This window comes from Streptomyces sp. NBC_00080, assembly GCF_045041255.1.
GTDB classification, from domain to species: domain Bacteria; phylum Actinomycetota; class Actinomycetes; order Streptomycetales; family Streptomycetaceae; genus Streptomyces; species Streptomyces coriariae.
In genome coordinates, this window is record NZ_CP108236.1 from 162,582 (window position 1) to 182,246 (window position 19,665).

17 protein-coding genes are annotated in these 19,665 nt (G+C 69.1%); 8 read left to right on the forward strand and 9 right to left on the reverse strand.

Translation table 11 applies throughout. From position 1 onward, the window contains the following. Window positions 1-104 precede the first annotated feature (104 nt). The 5 genes from OHU34_RS44435 to OHU34_RS44455 all read right to left on the reverse strand — a co-directional run bounded on the left by OHU34_RS44435 (window position 105) and on the right by OHU34_RS44455 (window position 5,324). The gene (locus OHU34_RS44435; protein ID WP_331733453.1) at window positions 105-1,403 is read right to left on the reverse strand and encodes an ArsB/NhaD family transporter; all 1,299 of its coding nucleotides are present in this window, start codon (window positions 1,401-1,403) and stop codon (window positions 105-107) included. Next, the gene (locus OHU34_RS44440) at window positions 1,400-1,858 is read right to left on the reverse strand and encodes a CBS domain-containing protein (RefSeq protein ID WP_331733456.1); all 459 of its coding nucleotides are present in this window, start codon (window positions 1,856-1,858) and stop codon (window positions 1,400-1,402) included. The genes OHU34_RS44435 and OHU34_RS44440 overlap by 4 nt, the downstream gene beginning before the upstream one ends. Beyond that, window positions 1,842-3,086 (reverse strand): cation:proton antiporter, encoded by a 1,245-nt coding sequence (locus OHU34_RS44445; RefSeq protein ID WP_331733459.1) that lies wholly within the window; start codon window positions 3,084-3,086, stop codon window positions 1,842-1,844. The genes OHU34_RS44440 and OHU34_RS44445 overlap by 17 nt, the downstream gene beginning before the upstream one ends. Before the next feature lie 164 nt (window positions 3,087-3,250). Then, the gene (locus OHU34_RS44450; protein WP_405772822.1) at window positions 3,251-3,910 is read right to left on the reverse strand and encodes a potassium channel family protein; all 660 of its coding nucleotides are present in this window, start codon (window positions 3,908-3,910) and stop codon (window positions 3,251-3,253) included. A gap of 55 nt (window positions 3,911-3,965) precedes the next feature. After that, window positions 3,966-5,324, reverse strand: coding sequence for a potassium transporter TrkG (locus tag OHU34_RS44455; protein ID WP_331733465.1), 1,359 nt, complete (start codon window positions 5,322-5,324; stop codon window positions 3,966-3,968). A 214-nt stretch (window positions 5,325-5,538) separates the two neighbouring features. On the opposite strand from OHU34_RS44455, the gene OHU34_RS44460 reads away from it, so the two are divergent. The 8 genes from OHU34_RS44460 to OHU34_RS44495 all read left to right on the forward strand — a co-directional run bounded on the left by OHU34_RS44460 (window position 5,539) and on the right by OHU34_RS44495 (window position 15,715). Then, complete coding sequence (locus OHU34_RS44460; RefSeq protein WP_331733468.1) at window positions 5,539-6,435, forward strand: alpha/beta hydrolase; 897 nt, start codon at window positions 5,539-5,541, stop codon at window positions 6,433-6,435. Between the two features lie 216 nt (window positions 6,436-6,651). Continuing rightward, window positions 6,652-6,741 (forward strand): K(+)-transporting ATPase subunit F, encoded by a 90-nt coding sequence (gene kdpF / locus OHU34_RS44465; RefSeq protein WP_331733472.1) that lies wholly within the window; start codon window positions 6,652-6,654, stop codon window positions 6,739-6,741. An 8-nt stretch (window positions 6,742-6,749) separates the two neighbouring features. Further along, window positions 6,750-8,414 carry a potassium-transporting ATPase subunit KdpA gene (gene kdpA, locus OHU34_RS44470; protein WP_331733475.1) on the forward strand — a complete coding sequence of 555 codons (1,665 nt, stop codon included), beginning with the start codon at window positions 6,750-6,752 and terminating at the stop codon, window positions 8,412-8,414. Beyond that, a complete protein-coding gene (gene kdpB / locus OHU34_RS44475) occupies window positions 8,411-10,555 on the forward strand; it encodes a potassium-transporting ATPase subunit KdpB (RefSeq protein ID WP_331733478.1) in 2,145 nt (714 codons plus the stop codon). The genes kdpA and kdpB overlap by 4 nt, the downstream gene beginning before the upstream one ends. Before the next feature lie 5 nt (window positions 10,556-10,560). After that, a complete protein-coding gene (kdpC, locus tag OHU34_RS44480) occupies window positions 10,561-11,175 on the forward strand; it encodes a potassium-transporting ATPase subunit KdpC (RefSeq protein WP_331734002.1) in 615 nt (204 codons plus the stop codon). Window positions 11,176-11,334: 159 nt separating this feature from the next. Further along, a complete protein-coding gene (locus OHU34_RS44485; RefSeq protein WP_331734005.1) occupies window positions 11,335-12,021 on the forward strand; it encodes a response regulator in 687 nt (228 codons plus the stop codon). A gap of 6 nt (window positions 12,022-12,027) precedes the next feature. Beyond that, on the forward strand, window positions 12,028-14,580 hold the full coding sequence (locus tag OHU34_RS44490; protein ID WP_331733481.1) for a DUF4118 domain-containing protein: 2,553 nt from the start codon (window positions 12,028-12,030) through the stop codon (window positions 14,578-14,580). Between the two features lie 424 nt (window positions 14,581-15,004). Then, window positions 15,005-15,715 (forward strand): hypothetical protein, encoded by a 711-nt coding sequence (locus OHU34_RS44495; RefSeq protein WP_405772686.1) that lies wholly within the window; start codon window positions 15,005-15,007, stop codon window positions 15,713-15,715. Window positions 15,716-16,273: 558 nt separating this feature from the next. On the opposite strand, the gene OHU34_RS44500 is transcribed toward OHU34_RS44495, so the two are convergent. The 4 genes from OHU34_RS44500 to tap all read right to left on the reverse strand — a co-directional run bounded on the left by OHU34_RS44500 (window position 16,274) and on the right by tap (window position 19,616). Beyond that, window positions 16,274-16,534 (reverse strand): hypothetical protein, encoded by a 261-nt coding sequence (locus tag OHU34_RS44500; protein ID WP_331733266.1) that lies wholly within the window; start codon window positions 16,532-16,534, stop codon window positions 16,274-16,276. Beyond that, window positions 16,531-16,827 (reverse strand): DUF6247 family protein, encoded by a 297-nt coding sequence (locus tag OHU34_RS44505; protein WP_331733269.1) that lies wholly within the window; start codon window positions 16,825-16,827, stop codon window positions 16,531-16,533. Before OHU34_RS44505 ends, OHU34_RS44500 begins: the two co-directional genes overlap by 4 nt. A gap of 89 nt (window positions 16,828-16,916) precedes the next feature. After that, window positions 16,917-17,474: a telomere-protecting terminal protein Tpg gene (tpg, locus tag OHU34_RS44510; RefSeq protein WP_331733272.1), complete on the reverse strand. Its 558-nt coding sequence runs from the start codon at window positions 17,472-17,474 to the stop codon at window positions 16,917-16,919. 3 nt (window positions 17,475-17,477) lie between these two features. Next, window positions 17,478-19,616, reverse strand: a complete 2,139-nt coding sequence (gene tap, locus OHU34_RS44515; RefSeq protein ID WP_331733486.1) for a telomere-associated protein Tap — start codon at window positions 19,614-19,616, stop codon at window positions 17,478-17,480. Window positions 19,617-19,665: the final 49 nt, after the last annotated feature.

A 19,665-nucleotide genomic window follows, 5' to 3' on the forward strand; every position in this document is an offset into this window, starting at 1 on the left:
CCGAGGATGGCGATGACGGCCAACGGCGCGATGAGAGAGGCATCCACGCCCGTTGCTCTCCGATCCGGCGTGATGGACAGGGGATTGGCCCGCGTCGAGCGGCGTCAGCCGAGTGCGAAGTAGCGCAGCCAGACGTAGCCGAGGGCGAGGGACACGGTCACGCCGGTGACGACCAGGCCGTACTTGGTGAACTGCCAGAAGGAGATGGGCTGGCGGTTGCGTTCGGCGATGCCGAGGACGACCACGTTGGCGCTGGCGCCGATGGCGGTGGCGTTGCCGCCCAGGTCGGCGCCGAGCGCGAGGGCCCACCACATGACGTGGTCGCTGCCACCGCCCATGTTCTGGACGAGGTCGCTGGTGATGGGGGCCATCGTGGCGACGTAGGGGATGTTGTCGACGATGCCGGACAGGACCGCGGAGGCGCTCAGCATGGTCATGGAGCCGCCGAGTTCGTTGTCACCGATCACGTCGGCCAGCGCCTTGGAGATCTCGCCGATCACACCGGTCTCGATCAGGCCGCCGATCATGATGAAGAGCCCGGCGAAGAAGGCCAGGGTGGGCCACTCAACCTCTTGGAGCACCTCCCGGGTCTCCGCCGTGGAGATGGCGATGAGCAGTCCTGCGCCGAGCAGGGCGACGACGCTGGGCTCGTAGTGCAGCACCGGGTGCAGGACGAAGCCCACGACCACGAGGGCCAGGACCACGAGGCCCTGAACGAGCAGCGTCCGGTCCTTGATGGCCTCGCGCTCCTCCAGCGCCATGATCTCGGCGGCGCGATCCCCGTCGTAGACGAAGGACTTGCGGAACATCACCCGGCACAGCAGAAGCAGTGCGATGACCAGGACGACCACGATCGGCGCCAGATGGACCAGGAAGTCGTTGAAGGTCAGCCCGGCCCGGCTGGCGATGATGATGTTGGGCGGATCACCGACGAGGGTCGCCGTGCCGCCGATGTTCGACGCCATGACCTCGGCGATCAGGAACGGGACGGCCGGCAGGGCGAGGCGCTCGCAGACGAGCAGTGTCACCGGTGCGATCAGCAGCACGGTGGTGACGTTGTCCAGCAACGCCGAGGCCACGGCCGTGATCACGACCAGCATGGCCATCACGCGGAAGGGCTTGGCCCTGGCCTTCTTCACCGACCAGATCGCCAGGTACTCGAACATGCCGGTCTTCTTCAGCACGCCGACGATCATCATCATGCCCATGAGCAGGAAGATGACGTTCCAGTCGACGCCGCTGTGCTCGGAGTAGAACGCCGACTTGTCGTCGGTCGCCCGGATCGCGAGCATCAGGCCGGCTCCGCCGAGGGCGACGGCGACGCGGTGGATCTTCTCGCTGATGATCAGGGCGTAGGCGCCGACGAAGACGACGACCGCCGCCCAGCTCTGCCAGTCGTTCACGGTCCTCCGATGAAGTGCTCCAACAAGACGTTCGCGGTGATCGCGCCCAGTAACGTGACTGCGCCGCCGTCACGCTCGATCACCGCGACGACGGGGCAGTCCTTGCGTGTCATGAGGGCGGCGACCTCAGACGGCGAGTCCTCCGGGCCCACCAGGCCGGGCGTGGCACGGCGCCGGGGCAGCCAGTCGGCCACCGACCGCCCGGAGAGCGTTTCCTGGGCGCCGTCGTCCAGACGATCGGCGATCAGAGTCAGCAGGGGATCCAGGGGGTCGGATTCAGGCGTGAGGGTGCCGAGGAGCTGGGCGGTGGGGACGATCGCGTACGGGCAGTCCACCTGGTCGAGCACCAGCAGAGCGGGCAGCCGCTCGCGTATCAGCAGCCGGGCCGCGTCCTGGGCGTCGTCGTCGACCCGCACCGTCGGATACGGGCGGGCCAGGTCACGCGCGAGCGTCAAGACGGCCCTCCGCGGGCGCGGTGGTGGCGGGCTGGTCCTTGTCCGGGATGCCGACGATGTCGTCGACGTCGAAGGCGCGGGCGATCGGGACGTCCGTGGAACTGTGGGCGATGATCGAGAAGGCGATGCACACCGCGATGAGCGTGAACGCCTCCTCGGCCTGCGGGATGCCGGACTGCAGCACGAGCAGGCCGTAGACCACCGAGGCGAAGCCCTTCGGCCCGAACCAGGCCGCCACCAGCTTCTCCTTGCGCGAGATGACGCTGGTGCCGAGCAGCGAGATGAGCAGCGAGGCCGGGCGGATCAGCACGATCGCGAGGACCACCGCCACGTACCCGCCGAATGAGAGGTCGCCGAACAGCTGCGGGGTGAGCAGCGCGCCGAACACCAGCAGCGCCGCGAACTTTGCCAGTTCCGCGAGTGCCTCGCCGAGTGGTTCGAAGGACGCCTTGGCCTCCGGCGAGACGTGCGCCAGGGTCGCGCCCGCGGAGAAGGCGGCGAGGTAGGGGTTGGCGTGGGTGAGGTGGCAGGTCGCGTACAAGATGATGCCGGTGGCCAGCGGCAGCAAGGGCTGGAGTTTGGGCTCCGCGCCCAGCAGCCGGAACCGTACGAGACCGTTGACCAGCAGCGGCAGCACGACGCCGAAGACCAGGCCGAGCAGCAGTTCCACCGCGATGGTGGAACCGGAGGCGTCCGCACTGTCCGCGGTCGGGCCGGCGGCCGCGATCAGCATCAGCACCACAGGGAGCGCGAGCCCGTCGTTGATGCCGCTCTCCACGTTCAGCAGCTGCCGCAGCTTGGCCGGGACTTCGGCGCGTCCGACGATCGCCGACGCGAACACCGGGTCGGTCGGCGCGAGCACGGCTCCGACCAGGAACGACGTCGTCCAGTCCAGGCCCACCAGGTAGTGGGTGACCAGGGCCATGAAGACGAACGCGAGCGGCATGCCCAGGCCCAGGGCGCGTGCGGGGTTCCTCCAGCCGGCGCGCAGCTTGGGCAGGGACACGTGCATGCCGTCGGTGAAGAGCACCGCGAACAACGCGAGGTCTGCTGTGACGGACACGATCTCGCTGTCCGGCGTGATGTGGATGAGTCCGAGGAATCCGTCGCTGACCAGCGCGCCGCCGACCAGGAAGAGGAAGGACGTGGAGAGCACCGTCCGGGCCGCCAGGCCCGACAACAGCACCGCCACCAACAGCGCGGCACCGAACACCACCACGAGCACCATGACGGCCACCTCCGATCGGAAGAGAGACTTGTCCCCTGCTCGCCGACCAGGCTTCCCGGCACACCATGGTGAACCTTACCTGCCCTTGATACGTCTTTGACAGATCACTGACGGGCACCACGGAGGCACGGGCGTTGCCGGAACCCGGCAACTCTGTTCGGTCTTCAGCCGAGCTCGGCGAAGGTCTCCACGGCGCGGGTCTTGCCGGTGACGACGATGACGTCGCCCTTCTGGACGACCGTCTCGGCGGTGGCGTAGGTGAAGTCCTCCCCTGGGCGTTTGATGCCGACGACCGTGACGCCGTATCTGCTGCGGACCTGGCTCTGGCCGAGCGGGACGCCGGTGGCGATGTCCGGGGCGACGGTCTTCACCAGGGCGTAGTCGTCATCGAATTCGATGAAGTCCAGCATGCGGCCGGTGACCAGGTGGGCGACGCGTTCGCCCATCTCGTGTTCGGGCAGGACGACGTGGTGGACGCCGAGGCGTTCGAGGATCTGGCCGTGCTGGCGGCTGACGGCCTTGGCCCAGATGTTGGGCACCCCGGCCTCGAGCAGGTTTGAGCTGACCAGGATGCTGGCCTCTATGTCGCTGCCGATGGCGACGACGGCGCTGGTGAACTCGTTGACGCCGAGCTGGTGGAGTGTCTGGGGGTCGGTGCAGTCGGCGACGGCGGCGTGGGTGAGGCCGTCGCTGTACTTCTGGACCAGACGGCTGTCGGTGTCGAGGCCGAGCACGTCCCACCCGCGCCGCATCAGCTCGCCGGCGAGGGAGTGGCCGAAGCGGCCGAGACCGATGACCGCGACGCGCTGGTCACCGCTGCCCAAGGCATGCGTTTGGGCGAGGCGCTTGCGGCGCCGTCGGCGCAGGGAGTTGAGGTGGTCAGCCAATGACGGGTCGCTCCTCGGGCAGTTCGTAGCGGCGGGTGCGCTCGCGCAGGGCGAGTGCCGAGACCAGGGTGATGGGTCCCAGGCGGCCGACGAACATCAGGCCGACCAGCAGCAGCTGCCCGGCCGTTGGGATGTCGGCGGTGATGCCGGTGGACAGGCCCACCGTGCCGAAGGCGGAGACCACCTCGAACAGCACCGCCTCCAGGCTCTCCTGGGTGAGCGTGAGCAGGGCGAGCGTGGAACCGATGACCAGCCCGATGCCCAGCAGCGCCACGGTCAGGGCCTGGCGCAGCACGTGCGGCGCCAGGCGGCGCCCCAGCATCGAGGAGGTGGGCTCCCCGCGGACCTCGGCGAGTATCGCGGCGGCCAGCACGGCGAACGTGGTGACCTTGATGCCGCCCGCGGTTCCGGCGCTGCCGCCGCCGATGAACATCAGTACGCAGGTCATCAGCAGCGTGGAGGCGTGCAGGGCACCGATGTCGATGGCGTTGAAGCCGGCGGTGCGGGACATGGCCGAGTAGAAGAAGCCGTTGAGGAGCTTGTCCGCCGTCGTGAGCGGGCCGAGGGTGCCTGGGTTCGTCCACTCCAGCAGACAGGTCAGCGCGGTTCCGGCAGCCAGCAGGACGGCGGTGGTGATCAGGGTCAGCCTGGTGTGCAGGGTCCAGTTGCGCCGTCCGGTGGTGCGCCGCCGGTGCCGGTGGCGAAGAAGTTCCAGCAGGACGGGGAAGCCGATGCCGCCCAGGATCACGGCGGCGGCGATCGGGAGGGTGACCCAGGCGTCCTGGGCGTAGCGGGTGATGCTGTCGGCGTGCAGGCCGAACCCGGCGTTGTTGAACGCCGAGACGGCGTGGAAGTAGCCGAGGTACGCAGCGCTGGCGATGCTCTCGCCGTACCCGTAGCGGAAGCGCAGCGCGAGGACCGTACCGGTCGTCAGCTCGATGATCAGCGTGGTGCCGGCGACACCGAGCAGCACTCGTCGTACGTCGCCGATGCCGAGGCTCTTGGTCTCGGCCTGCGCGGTCAGCTGCATGCGCAGGCGCAGCCGCCCGGAGACCAGCAGCGCCAGCAGTGAGGCCATCGTCATGATCCCGAAGCCGCCGACCTGGATCAGCGCGAGGATCACGCCCTCGCCGAATCCGCTCCAGTACGTACCGGTGTCCACGATAGCCAGTCCGGTGACGCACACCGCCGACGTGGAGGTGAACAGTGCGGTCACGAAGCCGGCGCCGGCGCGTTCCTCGGTGGCGATCGGCAGGGCCAGCAGCACCGTGCCGACCAGGACCACGAGGGCGAAGGCCACGACGACCGAGCGAGCCGGGTGCGTGGTCAGCAGCGACGGCTGTGACCGCATCCGCGTCCCCTGCGTTCTCACCGCTGTCACCTCCATCCCCCTGACGCCCTGTTCCGCGCAGCTCTGTGTCAAGGGCTCGTCAAGATCCCGGCCGCACACCTTACCTGCACAAGCTCCACCAGCCCCCGGGACAGCCAGGACAGGCGGCTTTATGGCACGATTTCGGAGTGACCCGCCCCACCGTCAGGGAACTCCGCCGCAGCGGGGAGTTGTCGTGAGGCTCCCTCCAGCTCGCGGGGCCGCCGAGAGCGAGCTCCCCACAAGGGTGGTCGAGACGGGCCACGGACCGCTGGAATTCCGCCTCGATCGTCGCGGGCCGGAGACCGTCGTGATCTTCCATGGCGGGCACATGCGGGCCGGGCTGGCCCTGGGTGAAGAGCCGTTCACGCAGGCGGGCTGCTCCCTGCTGGTGCCGTCGCGGCCCGGATACGGCCGTACCCCGGTCACGACCGGCGGTTCGGCGGAAGGTTTCGCCGATGCCACCGCTGCGCTCTGCGCACGTCTCGGCGTCACCCGGGTCACGGCGGTGGTCGGCGTCTCGGGCGGGGGTCCCACGGCCGTCGCGATGACCGCACGGCACCCCGTCCTGGTGGAGCGGCTGATCCTGCAGAGCGCGGTGGGACCGGTGCCCTGGCCCGACCGCCGTACGTACCTCGGCGCTCACGTCGTCTTCGCTCCCCGCACGGAACCGGCGACATGGGCACTGGTGCACGCGCTCGTACGGCACGCGCCGGATGCTGCCCTTCGGATGCTGTTACGTGATCTCACAGTCCTTCCGGTCGGGAAGGTGGTGGCGGGTCTGCAGTCCGAGCACCGGGATGCGGCGATCGCCTTGTTCACGCGGATGCGATCCGGGCACGGGTTCCTGAACGACCTCCACGACTTCAACGGCGGTCCCGATCTGAGGTGTCTGTCGGCCGATGTAGAGCAGCCCAGCCTGGTGATCGCCAGCCGTCACGACGGCGCCGTACCGTTCGCTCATGCCCAGGCCCTGGCCGCCGCTCTCCGGAGAGCGGAGCTGCTGGAGAGCCTCGCGGACAGTCACTTCGTCTGGTTCGGCGACGACTGGCCCGCCATCGCCGCGCGCATCCGCGGCTTCCTTCGGCCTTGAAGCCTCTCCGCGTCAGAGATCCGTCAAGGCCGAGCCCACGGCCGTATGAGGAGCGTTAACGACCCTCGTCTCCCCCCTGAGAAGGGGGTTCCCTCTAGAGGTCCGTTCTTCCCCGAACCTCACCCAGGAGACTGCGATGGCCGACGTGGCCTTCGTCCTCACCACGATCGCGGTGTTCGCGCTGGTGGCTTTCATCGCCAAGGGGGTGGCGAAGCTGTGACCGCCGAGAACGTCGTCGGCCTGGTCGTGGCCGTCACCCTGCTGGGCTACCTCATCCTCGCCCTGATCTTCCCGGAGAGGTTCTGAGCACGCCCATGAGCCCAGTACTTGCTGACGTGCTCCTGGTGACCGCACTGATCGGCGCGCTCGCCCTGGTGCACCGGCCCCTCGGCGACTACATGGCCGCCGTCTACTCCTCCACAAAGCACCTACGGGTCGAGCGGTGGATCTACCGCTCGGTCGGCGCCAACCCGGACGTCGAGATGCGCTGGCCCGCCTACCTGCGCGGGGTGCTGGCCTTCTCCGCGGTGAGCGTGCTGTTCCTGTACGTGCTGCAGCGGGTGCAGGACAAGCTGCCGCTGTCGCTCGGCTTCAAGCCGATCAGCCCCGACCAGGCTTTCAACACCGCGATGTCGTTCGTGTCCAACACCAACTGGCAGTCGTACTCGGGCGAAGTGGCGATGAGCCACGTCACCCAGACCGCCGGGCTCGCCGTGCAGAACTTCGTCTCCGCCGCAGTCGGCATCGCCGTCGCTGTGGCGCTGGTGCGCGGGTTCGCCCGGTCCCGCACGGGTGACCTGGGCAACTTCTGGGCGGACCTGGTGCGCGGCACTGTCCGCATCCTGATCCCGGTCTCCGTCGTCGCGGCCGTACTGCTGATCGCCGCCGGCGCCATCCAGAACTTCGGCGACATCCACACCATCACCACGCTCACCGGTGACAAGCAGGCCATCAGCCCCGGTGCCGTGGCCTCCCAGGAGGCCATCAAAGACCTGGGCACCAACGGTGGCGGCTTCTTCAACGCCAATAGCTCCCACCCGTTCGAGAACCCCAACGGCTTCACCAACCTGCTGGAGATCTTCCTGCTGCTGGTGATCCCGTTCTCGCTGCCGCGCACCTTCGGCAGGATGGTCGGCAACGTCAGGCAGGGCTATGCCGTCGTCGCGGCCATGGGCATCATCTGGTTCGCCGGCGTGGTCGCCGTGACGTGGATCGAGTACGCCCACCCCGGCACCGCCTCCCAGTTGGCGGGCGGGGCGATGGAGGGCAAGGAACAGCGGTTCGGCGAAGGACCGTCGTCGCTGTTCGCGGTGTCGACGACGATGACCTCGACCGGCTCGGTCAACTCCTTCCACGACTCCTTCAGCGGTCTGTCCGGCGGCGTGCTGCTGCTCGGCATGATGCTGGGCGAGAGCGCGCCCGGCGGTGTCGGCTCCGGCCTCTACGGCATGCTCGTCATGGCGGTCATCGCCGTCTTCATCGCCGGACTCATGGTCGGCCGCACACCCGAGTACCTGGGCAAGAAGATCGGCACCCGCGAGATCAAGCTGGCCGCCTGCTACATCCTCGTCACCCCGGCGCTGGTGCTGATCGGCACCGCGGTGGCGATGGCCCTGCCGGACGGCAAGGACGCCATGGCCAATATCGGGGCGCACGGCTTCTCCGAGGTCCTGTACGCCTACACCTCGGCGTCCAACAACAACGGCTCCGCCTTCGCCGGCTTCGGGGCGAACACGGACTTCTTCAACACGACGCTGGGCCTGTGCATGATGCTGGGCCGCTTCCTGCCCATGGTGTTCGTGCTGGCGCTGGCGGGCTCGCTCGCCGAGCAGAGGCCCGTCCCCGCCACCGCGGGCACCCTGCGCACCGAAAAGCCGCTGTTCACCGGACTGCTGGCAGGCGCCATCATGATCATCACCGGTCTGACGTTCTTCCCGGCACTCGCGCTGGGCCCGCTAGCCGAGGGACTGGCGACATGACCACCCGCACAGAGAAGCAAGAGGACCCGATGCCCACGGTCACCCCCACCCGGGCACCGCACCAGGACGTACCGACCGGGCGCAAGCCGACCGAGGGCCGCGTGGGCGCGGGCCTGTTCGACCCCGGGCAGCTGCTCACGTCGCTGCCGGACGCCTTCCGCAAGCTCGACCCGCGGGTGATGGTCAAGTCCCCCGTCATGTTCGTCGTGCTCATCGGTTCCGTGGTCACCACCGTGCTGGCCGTCAGGACGCCGGGTGACTGGTTCGGCTGGGTTATCGCCGCCTGGCTGTGGCTGACCGTCGTCTTCGCCAATCTGGCGGAGGCGGTCGCCGAGGGCCGCGGCAAGGCGCAGGCCGACACCCTGCGCAAGGCCAAGACCGACACCATGGCCCGACGGCTGCTGAAGGACGGCACGTCCGAGGAGCAGGTGCCGGGTACGGGGCTGAGGATCGGCGACCTGGTGGTCTGCGAGGCCGGCGACATCATTCCCGGCGACGGTGACGTCGTCGAGGGTGTCGCTTCGGTCGACGAGTCCGCGATCACCGGCGAGTCGGCGCCCGTCATCCGTGAGTCCGGCGGCGACCGTTCGGCCGTCACCGGTGGCACGAAGGTGCTCTCCGACCGCATCGTCATCAAGATCACGACGAAGCCCGGTGAGACCTTCATCGACCGCATGATCAACCTCGTCGAGGGAGCGGCCCGGCAGAAGACGCCGAACGAGATCGCGCTGAACATCCTGCTCGCGTCCCTCACCATCGTCTTTCTGCTCGCGGTCGTCACGCTGAAACCGTTCGCGATATACGCGGGCGCGGACAAGCAGACCTCCATGATCGTGCTCACGGCGCTGCTGGTCTGCCTGATCCCGACCACCATCGGCGCGCTGCTGTCCGCGATCGGCATCGCGGGCATGGACCGCCTCGTGCAGCGCAACGTCCTCGCCATGTCGGGCAGGGCAGTCGAAGCGGCTGGTGACGTCTCCACCCTGCTGCTGGACAAGACCGGCACCATCACCCTCGGCAACCGGCAGGCGTCCGAGTTCGTGGCGGTGCGCGGGACGACCGAGGCCGAGGTGGCCGACGCCGCGCAGCTGTCGTCGCTGGCCGACGAGACGCCCGAAGGTCGCTCCATCGTCGTCCTGGCGAAGGGGAAGTACGGGCTGCGCGAACGCCACCAGGGCGAGTTGGCGCACGCCGAGTGGATCGCCTTCACCGCCCAGACCCGCATGTCCGGCGTCGACGTCGACGGGCGCAAGGTCCGCAAGGGCGCGGCCGGTTCGGTCGCCGCCTGGGTGCGCGAGCAGGGCGGCGAGGTCGCCGAGGACGCCGGCATCCTGGCCGACCGGATCTCCGAGGCGGGCGGCACTCCGCTGCTCGTGGCCGTCGAGGACGACCGGGGCGCACGCGTCCTCGGGGTGATTCACCTCAAGGACGTCGTCAAGGAGGGCATGCGCGAGCGGTTCGACGAACTGCGGCGCATGGGCATCAAGACCATCATGATCACGGGCGACAACCCTCTGACGGCGAAGGCGATCGCCGAGGAGGCGGGCGTCGACGACTTCCTCGCGGAGGCCACCCCGGAGGACAAGATGGCGCTCATCAAGCGGGAGCAGGCAGGCGGCAAGCTCGTCGCGATGACCGGCGACGGCACCAACGACGCACCCGCCCTCGCCCAGGCGGACGTCGGCGTCGCGATGAACACCGGCACGTCGGCCGCCAAAGAGGCCGGCAACATGGTCGACCTCGACTCCAACCCGACCAAGCTCATCGAGATCGTCGAGATCGGCAAGCAACTCCTCATCACCCGGGGCGCGCTCACGACGTTCTCCATCGCCAACGACGTCGCCAAGTACTTCGCGATCATCCCGGCCATGTTCGCCGTCGCCTACCCGTCACTGGACAAGCTCAACATCATGGGCCTGGCCAGCCCCGAGTCGGCGATCCTCTCCGCCGTCGTCTTCAACGCGCTGATCATCATCGCGCTGGTCCCGCTCGCCCTGCGCGGCGTGCAGTACCGGCCGATGAGCGCGGACAAGATGCTGCGCCGCAACCTCGGGATCTACGGCCTGGGCGGGCTGATCGCCCCGTTCATCGGCATCAAACTCATCGACCTGCTCATCTCGCTGATCCCCGGGATCGGATGAAGAACATGAACAACTCCGTTACGAACACCGCACGGATGCTGTGGGCCGCCGTGCGCATGCTCCTCGTCCTCACCATCGTGACCGGCGTCATCTACCCGCTCGCCGTCACCGGCATCGGCCAACTCGCCTTCCGCGACCAGGCAGGCGGCTCCATCGTCAAAATCGACGGCAAGGAGGTCGGCTCGACGCTGATCGGCCAGAGCTGGAACATCAAGGGCACCGACAAGCCCGACCCCAAGTGGTTCCAGGGCCGTCCATCCAACAGCGGCTACGACCCGCTGGCCACCGGCTCCAGCCAGCTCGGCGCCAGTGACCCGACCCTCGTCAAGAACGTCGAGGCCGCGAAGAAGCAGGTCGCCGCCTTCAACGGCGTACCCGAGTCCGAGGTACCCAAGGACGCGGTCACCGGCTCCGCCTCCGCCATCGACCCGGACATCTCCCCCGCGTACGCGGACATCCAGGTCAAGCGGGTCGCGGAGGCGAACGGGCTGACCGTCGCCCACGTCCAGAAGCTGGTCGACGACCACACCCGGGGACGCACGCTCGGCTTCCTCGACCAGCCGCGCGTCAACGTCCTCGAACTCAACATCGCGCTCAGGACCCTGGCCGAGAAGAGCTGACCGCGTTGCCACCGCAGCAGGCGGGAGCCAGCGGCACGAGGAGCATCCCCGGCCGCCGACTCCCGTCTCTGCCCCACCATCCCCCACAGAACAGACCCGGCGAAGGTGGTGCCCGTTGCCCGGCTCACCTCCCGCACCTCCATGGAAGGCGGCACGGCGATGACACGGGTGCTGGTCGTGGACGACGATCCCCAGCTCCTCAGAGCCCTCGTGATCAACCTCAGGGCCCGCAGGTACGAGGTGGACGCCGCGCCCGACGGGGCGACCGCCCTGCGGCTGGCCGCCGACCGGCCGCCCGACGTGGTCCTGCTGGACCTCGGCCTGCCGGACATCGACGGCCTCGACGTGGTCCGGGGGCTGCGCGGCTGGAGCCGGGTACCGATCCTGGTGGTCTCCGCCCGCCAGGCCGAGGGCGAGAAGATCGAGGCGCTCGACACCGGCGCTGACGACTACATCACGAAACCCTTCAGCATGGAGGAACTCCTGGCCCGGCTGCGGGTGGCCCTGCGCCACCTTGAGAGCGCACCCCTGGCCGACGGCAAGCCGCTGGTCGTGCGCACCGAGGAGTTCACGGTCGACCTGTCGGCGAAGAAGGCCACCCGCGGTGGCGGGCAGATGCGCCTGACCCCGACCGAGTGGCACATCCTGGAAGTGCTGTTGCGCAGCCCTGGGCGGCTGATCACCCAGCAGCAGTTGCTCCAGGAAGTGTGGGGACCTGCAAGTCGCAGCAAAACGCACTACCTCCGCGTGTACATGGCCCAGCTGCGGCACAAACTGGAAGCGGACCCCTCCCATCCGCGCCACCTCATCACCGAGCCCGGCATGGGCTACCGCTTCGAGGAGTAAGAGACCATGGCACGCGGCAAGCTTCGGATCTATCTCGGCGCGGCGCCGGGTGTCGGCAAGACGTACGCGATGATGTCCGAGGCACACCGTCGCATCGAGCGGGGCACCGACTGCGTGGTCGCCTTCGTGGAACACCACGACCGGCCCCGCACCGAGGTGATGCTGCACGGTCTGGAGCAGGTCCCGCGCCGCGAGATCGCCTACCGCGACACGACCTTCACCGAGATGGACGTCGACGCGGTCATCACCCGCCGTCCGGACATCGCCCTGGTGGACGAGCTCGCCCACACGAACATCCCCGGCTCCCGCAACGCCAAGCGGTGGCAGGACGTCGAGGAACTGCTGGCCGCCGGCATCGACGTCGTCTCGACCGTCAACATCCAGCACCTGGAGTCCCTGGGCGACGTCGTCGAGTCGATCACCGGTGTACGGCAGCAGGAGACCGTCCCCGACGAGGTGGTCCGGCGAGCGGACCAGATCGAACTGGTCGACATGTCCCCGGAGGCGCTGCGCCGCCGCATGGCGCACGGCAACGTCTACAAGCCCGACAAGATCGACGCGGCTCTGTCGAACTACTTCCGCCCCGGCAACCTGACCGCCCTGCGGGAGCTGGCGCTGCTGTGGGTGGCCGACCGGGTCGACGCGTACCTGCAGCAGTACCGCGGGGAGCACAACATCCGCTCCACCTGGCAGGCTCGCGAGCGGATCGTGGTCGGCCTGACAGGCGGCCCCGAGGGCCGGACCCTGATCCGCCGAGCGGCGCGGCTCGCGGAGAAGGGCGCCGGCGGCGAGGTACTGGCCGTCTACATCGCCCGCAGCGACGGTCTGACCTCGGCCTCGCCCAAGGAACTGGCCGTGCAGCGCACCCTGGCCGAGGACCTCGGCGGCACCTTCCACCACGTGATCGGCGACGACGTCCCGGCCGCGCTCCTGGACTTCGCGCGCGGAGTGAACGCCACCCAGATAGTCCTCGGCGCCAGCCGCCGCCGCACCTGGCAGTACGTGTTCGGTCCCGGTGTGAGCGCCATCGTGGCCCGCGAGTCGGGTCCCGACCTGGACGTCCACATCGTCACCCACGACGAGGTCGCCAAGGGGCGAGGATTGCCGATCGCACGAGGCAGCCGTCTGGGCCGCTCGCGGATCATCGGGGGCTGGCTGGTGGGCGTGCTCGGCCCGCTCCTGCTCACCTACGCGCTCACCCACATCGGCACGGGCCCGGACCTCACGAACAACGTACTGATCTTCCTGGCCCTGACGGTGGGTGCGGCCCTGCTCGGCGGCCTGCTGCCGGCGCTGGCCTCGGCGGCCGCCGGCTCGGTGCTGCTCAACTGGTACTTCACTCCGCCGGTGCACACCTGGACCATCGCCGACCCGGAGAACATCGTCGCCATCTTCGTGTTCTTCGCCGTGGCGGTGTCGGTGGCCTCGGTCGTGGACCTGGCAGCCCGGCGCACGCATCAAGCCGCCCGGCTGCGCGCCGAGTCGGAGATCCTCTCCTTCCTCGCGGGTAGCGTGCTGCGCGGCGAGACCAGCCTGGAGGCACTGCTGGAACGGGTCCGCGAGACCTTCAGCATGGACGCGGTCGCCCTCATGGAACGCGAGAGCGACGTCACCCCATGGACGATCACCGCCAGTGTCGGGGGCACCCGGCCCCTGCGGCGCCCCGAGGACGCCGACGTCGACATGCCCGTCGGCGACCACCTCGCACTCGCCCTGTCCGGCCGCGTCCTGCCGGCCGAGGACCGCCGGGTGCTCGCGGCCTTTGCCGCCCAGGCCGCCGTGGTCCTGGACCGCCAGCGGCTGCAGCACCAGGCCGACCAGGCCAAGGAACTCGCCGAGGGCAACCGCATCCGCACCGCCCTGCTGGCCGCCGTCAGCCACGACCTGCGCACCCCGCTGGCTGGGATCAAGGCCGCGGTCTCCTCACTCCGCTCGGACGACGTGGCATGGTCCGAGGAGGACCAGGCCGAACTCCTCGCAGGCATCGAGGACGGCGCCGACCGCCTCGACCACCTCGTGAACAACCTCCTCGACATGTCCCGCATCCAGACCGGCACCGTCACCCCGCTGATCCGGGAGACCGACCTGGACGAGGTAGTACCGATGGCACTGGGCGGCATACCGGCCCCCGAGGAGAGCGTCGAGCTGGACATCCCCGAGACCCTGCCGATGGTCGCCGCGGATCCGGGGCTGCTGGAGCGATCGGTCGCCAACGTCGTGGAGAACGCGGTCAAATACAGCCCCGTCGGCCAGCCGGTGCTGGTGTCGGCCAGCGCCATCGCCGACCGGGTGGAGGTCCGCGTCGTCGACCGTGGCTCAGGCGTCCCCGACGAGGCCAAGGACCGCATCTTCGCCCCCTTCCAGCGCTACGGCGACGCCCCGCGCGGCGCGGGGGTGGGCCTCGGCCTCGCGGTCGCGCGCGGCTTCGCCGAGGCGATGGGCGGCACCCTCGACGCCGAGGACACCCCAGGCGGCGGCCTCACCATGGTGCTCACCCTGAAAGCAGCTCCCGGCCTGCAGACCGCAGACCCCGATGTCTCGGCCACTGCTTCGAGATAGCGGCGGGCCGTGGAGCGGATGGGCTGTTCGACCGGCCCGATCGCCTCAGGGCTGATCGCCGTCCGTGGAGAGGCCCTCACCTCTTTCAAGGACCACTCAAGGGCGTGTCGCCTGTCACCAACGTCCCGGGCAGCACACCTAGACCCTGAAGACGACTCTGACGGTTTCCTCGTCGATCCGTCGGGACATCTGCCGCAGCGCGGACGCTGTGCATCGCGTTGGCGAGCGGAATCGGAGGCTGGCTCTACCTTCGTGCGAGCGACGGCACCGGCTTGTGCAAAGAGTTGAGCGAGGACAAGCGCGTCCGCTCGGCACTGGGGCCGGCAGTCCGGATACTGAGAGCTGCTCCCGGCTCGGGAGTGCCATTCAGCGAGCCACCACGGGTGAAAAGGCCGGTGTGCACTCCGTTGCCCAGGCACAGGCGATGAAGGGCATTCTGCTGGCGCTGGGGGAGATCACCGACAAGGCCGAGGGCGAGCTCGACTCCGCTCTCGCCGTTCCCGTGTCCAAAGCGCTGGCGGACTACATGCCGGACGTCTATCAGATCCTGTCTCCCGGAAGCATCGACTACGTGCGTGCCGGCGCTGGCTCCGCGCCGCCCTGGAGGGACGACGACGGCATACACATGTCCCTGGCCCGAGTCACCCTCCTCCACGTGATGCGTCACCCCGCGGACCGCCCTGCCACATACGCGCAACTGCGCGACGCGGCGTCCCAGCACGCCGCCGGATCGTTCGCGGCGGTGCCGCGCGACGCCGAGGAGTGGAGTTTCGAATCACCCACCAGGGAAACGGCCTACGTCCTGGGCGCGATGGACGCAGGAGCCGAGGATGTTCAAAAGGATCTGGGAGAGGACGGCTGGAAGGACTGGAGCACCGACGTCTTCAGCCGACTGACCAGGACCTCGTCCACGCCGCCTTCCTACCAGGACGCCCCTGCCAGGCAACAACCCCAACGCCTACCCCGTCGACCCCACCAACGCCTACGATTTCGACGGGCGCTATGGGTGGCACTGGAAGGCCCCATGACACCGCGACCGCTGGTCCCCCTTCCGCCCGGCTATGCGCGTGCCAGGCACTACTACTATCGCGTCCGAAACCGCATACATAGAAACCAATACGTCAGGCGGTATTAACACAACCCCTACGTCCAAGCCTGCTTCTTCGGCGGCGTCGGGAATGAATTGGTTGCATGGGCGACCAAGGCTACCCGCCGATCGTGGTACGCGGCCGGTATAGGTTGCGGCATGGGCATAGCGGCCCGCCGCTGGCGGCGATGACCCAAGCCGCACACTTGGTAGTTGGCCGCGTGACTCGTAGATCGCGTTCCGACATGGCGGTCCGCGGCTGGAGCTGGAGAGGACTGAGAGTATGAGGAGTCCGCGACGGATGAGTGACCGGCCTAAGTCGGAAGAGAGTAAACTCCAAAATTATGTCGGAGTGGGTTGCTGCATTGCATCCATGACGGCTATTTGGGTCATTTTTGGGCGCAGTCTTCCTGTGTGGGCGCCAGCGGCCTTCGGGGCGGCGATCGGCTATGCATGCTGGCTGGCGTACCGTTCGTGGAGGAGGAAGATATCCCCTTCAAAGTGACGAATCCGGAACGCACGTGGGGCGCCGTGGCGATGATGCCAATCAAAGCCAGCAACCGCCCACAGCATCGCCGGGATCCGTCGGGGCGTGCTCGCGAACGGCTACCCGAGCCAGACGACATCCAGGACAGACAGGCGCCGGGTCAGCCGGTTGATCACGTAGACGACGGACAGCTGTCCGATGGAGGCGGCGCGGACGTCCTCGCCTTCGGGGTCGCGGGCGTTCCACTGGGGCCATCCCCACGGGGAACGTACGGCGATGTCGAGGATGTCGCGGACCATCTCCTTGGCGGGCGCGGGGAGCTCGGTGAGCACCTTTGCCGCCTGCGGGGACAGGCGCACCGTCCACGGCTGAGCGGTCACCGGCTGGTGCCGAGGACGTCGTCCAGGTCCACGAATCCGGACTCGTCGCGGCCGGAGTCCATGTAGGCGTCGACGGCCGGGGCCGCGGCGACCCGCAGCTGCCAGGTCCGCACGACGTCGTGCAGCGGGGTGAGGCTGTAGCTGTGGCGGGAGTCCTCCAGGGCCTTCGCCCAGTCCCGCTCGAAGGCCGGCACCCACGTGTCGGCGCGGCGGTCGGCGCGCAGCTGCGCGAGCAGCTTCGCGGCGGCGGCCGGGGCCGGCGGGGCGGGGGCTTGTTCGGGCTGCGCGCTCATCGGCACCTCCTGGCAGGTCCTCCCGCCACGGTACGCGCGACGCGAAGTCGCGGAAGCGGGGATGGGCAGATCGCTTTCCGTCTGCGTCATCAGTAGTCGAGGTCGAGGTAGTCGATGTCGTTGATCTCGACGTCGCTGAGGCCCTGCGCGCGCCTGCCGCCGTCCTGGAAGTAGATGTCCTTGAACCCTTCGGCGATGATCGCGCGCATCTCCTGATCGCCGGCGCCCTGGTCGCGGGCGTCGAAGAGGCGCTGTGCGTAGGCCGGGGGGAGGTGGACGGTGAGGCGGCGGAAGCGGCCGTCGTCGGTCGTTCCGACGGGTGCGGTGTAGCCGAAGCGGGCCCGTGTCTCCACCGTGACCCCGGTGGCGGTGGCGGCCTGCCGGCGCCGGCGCTTGCGCACCCGGGGCTGCCAGCGCTGCCGCACCGCCTCGTCGACCTTCGCCGCGATCTCGGGTGGCGGGTTCTTGCGGGCACCGCGCCGGTAGCGGTTGACCGAGTCGGCGGTGACACCGATCTCCGCCGCCACCGCTTTCGCACTGCCCAACTGCCGGATCAGGAAGCCGATCCGGCCCTTCAGCGTCCTGGGCGGCTCCTGGGTGAACGCCTCGCGGTCGGCGCGCTCGACGGCGTCCCCGATCTCCCCCACGGCCTACTCTCCTTCGTCCAGGACGGCGTCGCCGCCCTTGATGTAACGGGCCGGGTTGAGGCCCTGCTCCATCAGGTCGACCGCCCACAGCATCGTCTGGACGCCCTCCAGCTTCGCCAGCCCCGGCGTCGGGCCGAGGCGGAACCCGCCGGGCTGCGGCTTGCCGGATGCGGCGTAGGGGAGGAAGTCGAGCGGACTCTCCCCCGGGCTGGGGTAGACGACGCAGTCGGACAGCACCGCGAGCGGGAACATGCCCGTCATCCTCGCCATGTTGGAAAGCTTGCGGTGCATGTTCACCCGCGCCTTGGAGATGACGGCGGCTCGGATGTCTGGGCGCCAGGTCGGGCGTTCCAGCGCCGGCCACCGCTCCCCCTGCTTGTAGGACTTGCCCTGCGGACGCTCGCGCAGCTTCCCGACGCCGCCCTTCACTGTCGCCTTGATGGCGGCCAACACGGCGGCCATCGCCGGGTCGGCCTGCTTGTGCCGCTCCATCGCCGCGAGGAACTGACGGTCGTCCAGGTCCTTGGTGACGCCGAGGTCGGCGAGGGTGTCGACGTAGGCGGTCTTGAGGCGGTCGTGCCACGGGTCCAGGTATGCGCCGCTCTCGCGCCGCAGGTACGCCTCGATCGGGTGGACGTTGTAGCCGAGTTCCTGGGCGTAGGCGACGGTGTGCGTCTGGTACCAGGCCGGCCCCGTCGGGCGGGAGCCGTCCGGGGTGAACGGGCTGGGCAGGCGCGGGTCGAGCTCGATGTGCGAGAGGTCGACCAGCCAGGAGCCGGGGATCTTCGGATTGAAGCCGGGGGCGTGGAAGTGGTCGGGGGCGGACAGGCCGACGACCAGGCGGGCCGCGGCGGCGAGGAACGCGGTGTTGAGGTCCAGGCCGACCGCGTGCGGCAGTGTGCATTCCTCGTCGCTGAGCAGGTCGACGTCGCGCACCCACTGGTAGGCCTCCTCGTTCAGGAAACCGCCCGTCCAGCCGGAGTTGACGACGACCGGGTGTTCGGCGGTGGCCTCCGGTGGGGCCGGGTCCATCGGATCCGTACCAAAGCTGCCGGGGTTGTGGCCGGAGACCCAGTTCCCGGTCGCGCGGTCCTGCACCGCCCTCGTGGGCGGGCGCAGCGCCGTCATCAGCTCGAGCCCGGAGACAGCCGTGGAGCCGCGCGGGGTGATGACCCGGGTTGCGTAGACGCCGAGGACGCGGGCGATGTCGGCCGGCTCCATGTCCGCGACGCCGGGCCAGGACCGCTCATCGAGGGCGTCCCAGGACAGCACCGCGAACTGCACGCACTGCCGCTGCCCGGCCTGGGCCTTGCGGTAGATCCGCGCCCAGGGGCCGAAACCCCGCTGGGTGAGCTGCCACTTCGCCTTCGCCACCTGCTTGACCACCGGGTGGTCGGCGGGCAGGCGCAGGGAGCGGCGCTGCTCGTGGCCCTCCAGGCGCTCGGGGAGCCCGAGCTTCACGGCGGCCGCGGCGGTGAGGACGATCAACGGGTCGGAGTCCTTGCCGTTGCGGTGCAGCTTCGGCGCACCGAGGCCGGACTCCTTCAGCGTCCACTCCACCAACTCCGGGATGGTACGGGCGGGGCAGTCCAGCACGATCCCGTCGACTCCATACGCGGAACCCTCGCCGTCCAGTACGGCGAGCGGGCCGTGCGGGAACCGCGGATCCGCCGTCGGCGCCGCAGCCTTCCACGTGGCCGGACGCCGGGACGTCGCCGGAGAGGTCACCGACCACTCCGCGACAGCCGGGACGGTGAGAGCGGCAGGAACTGTCGCCGCGGCGGTCTCCGGCACCATGGTCCCGGGAGCGGCCGGGCGGGTGAACGTGGCCAGCGCCTCTCGGCGCGGTGCAGTGGCCGGGGCCTCCGGGAGGGGCGCGGCAGGAACACCTTGGACGGGATGCTTCGCCGCCCACCCGTCCAGCAGCCGCCGGTACGCCGACAGACGCGGCTCCTTCGGCTCGCTACGGCCGTTCTCCCAGTTCTTCACCGACTGGGTGGAGGTCTTCATCGCAGCCGCGAGACGGGCCTGGGTAATGCCGGCGGCTTCACGCAGCCGGGCACGCTCCGTTGGAGGCGGCAGGTGCGGCTCCTCCTCCAGCAGTGCGTCCACCCTCGCGAACAGCTCTTCCTCGGTTGCCACGGCGGCCTCCCTTCCCACCTCAACCTAGCAACTTTTAGCCCATCGCTTA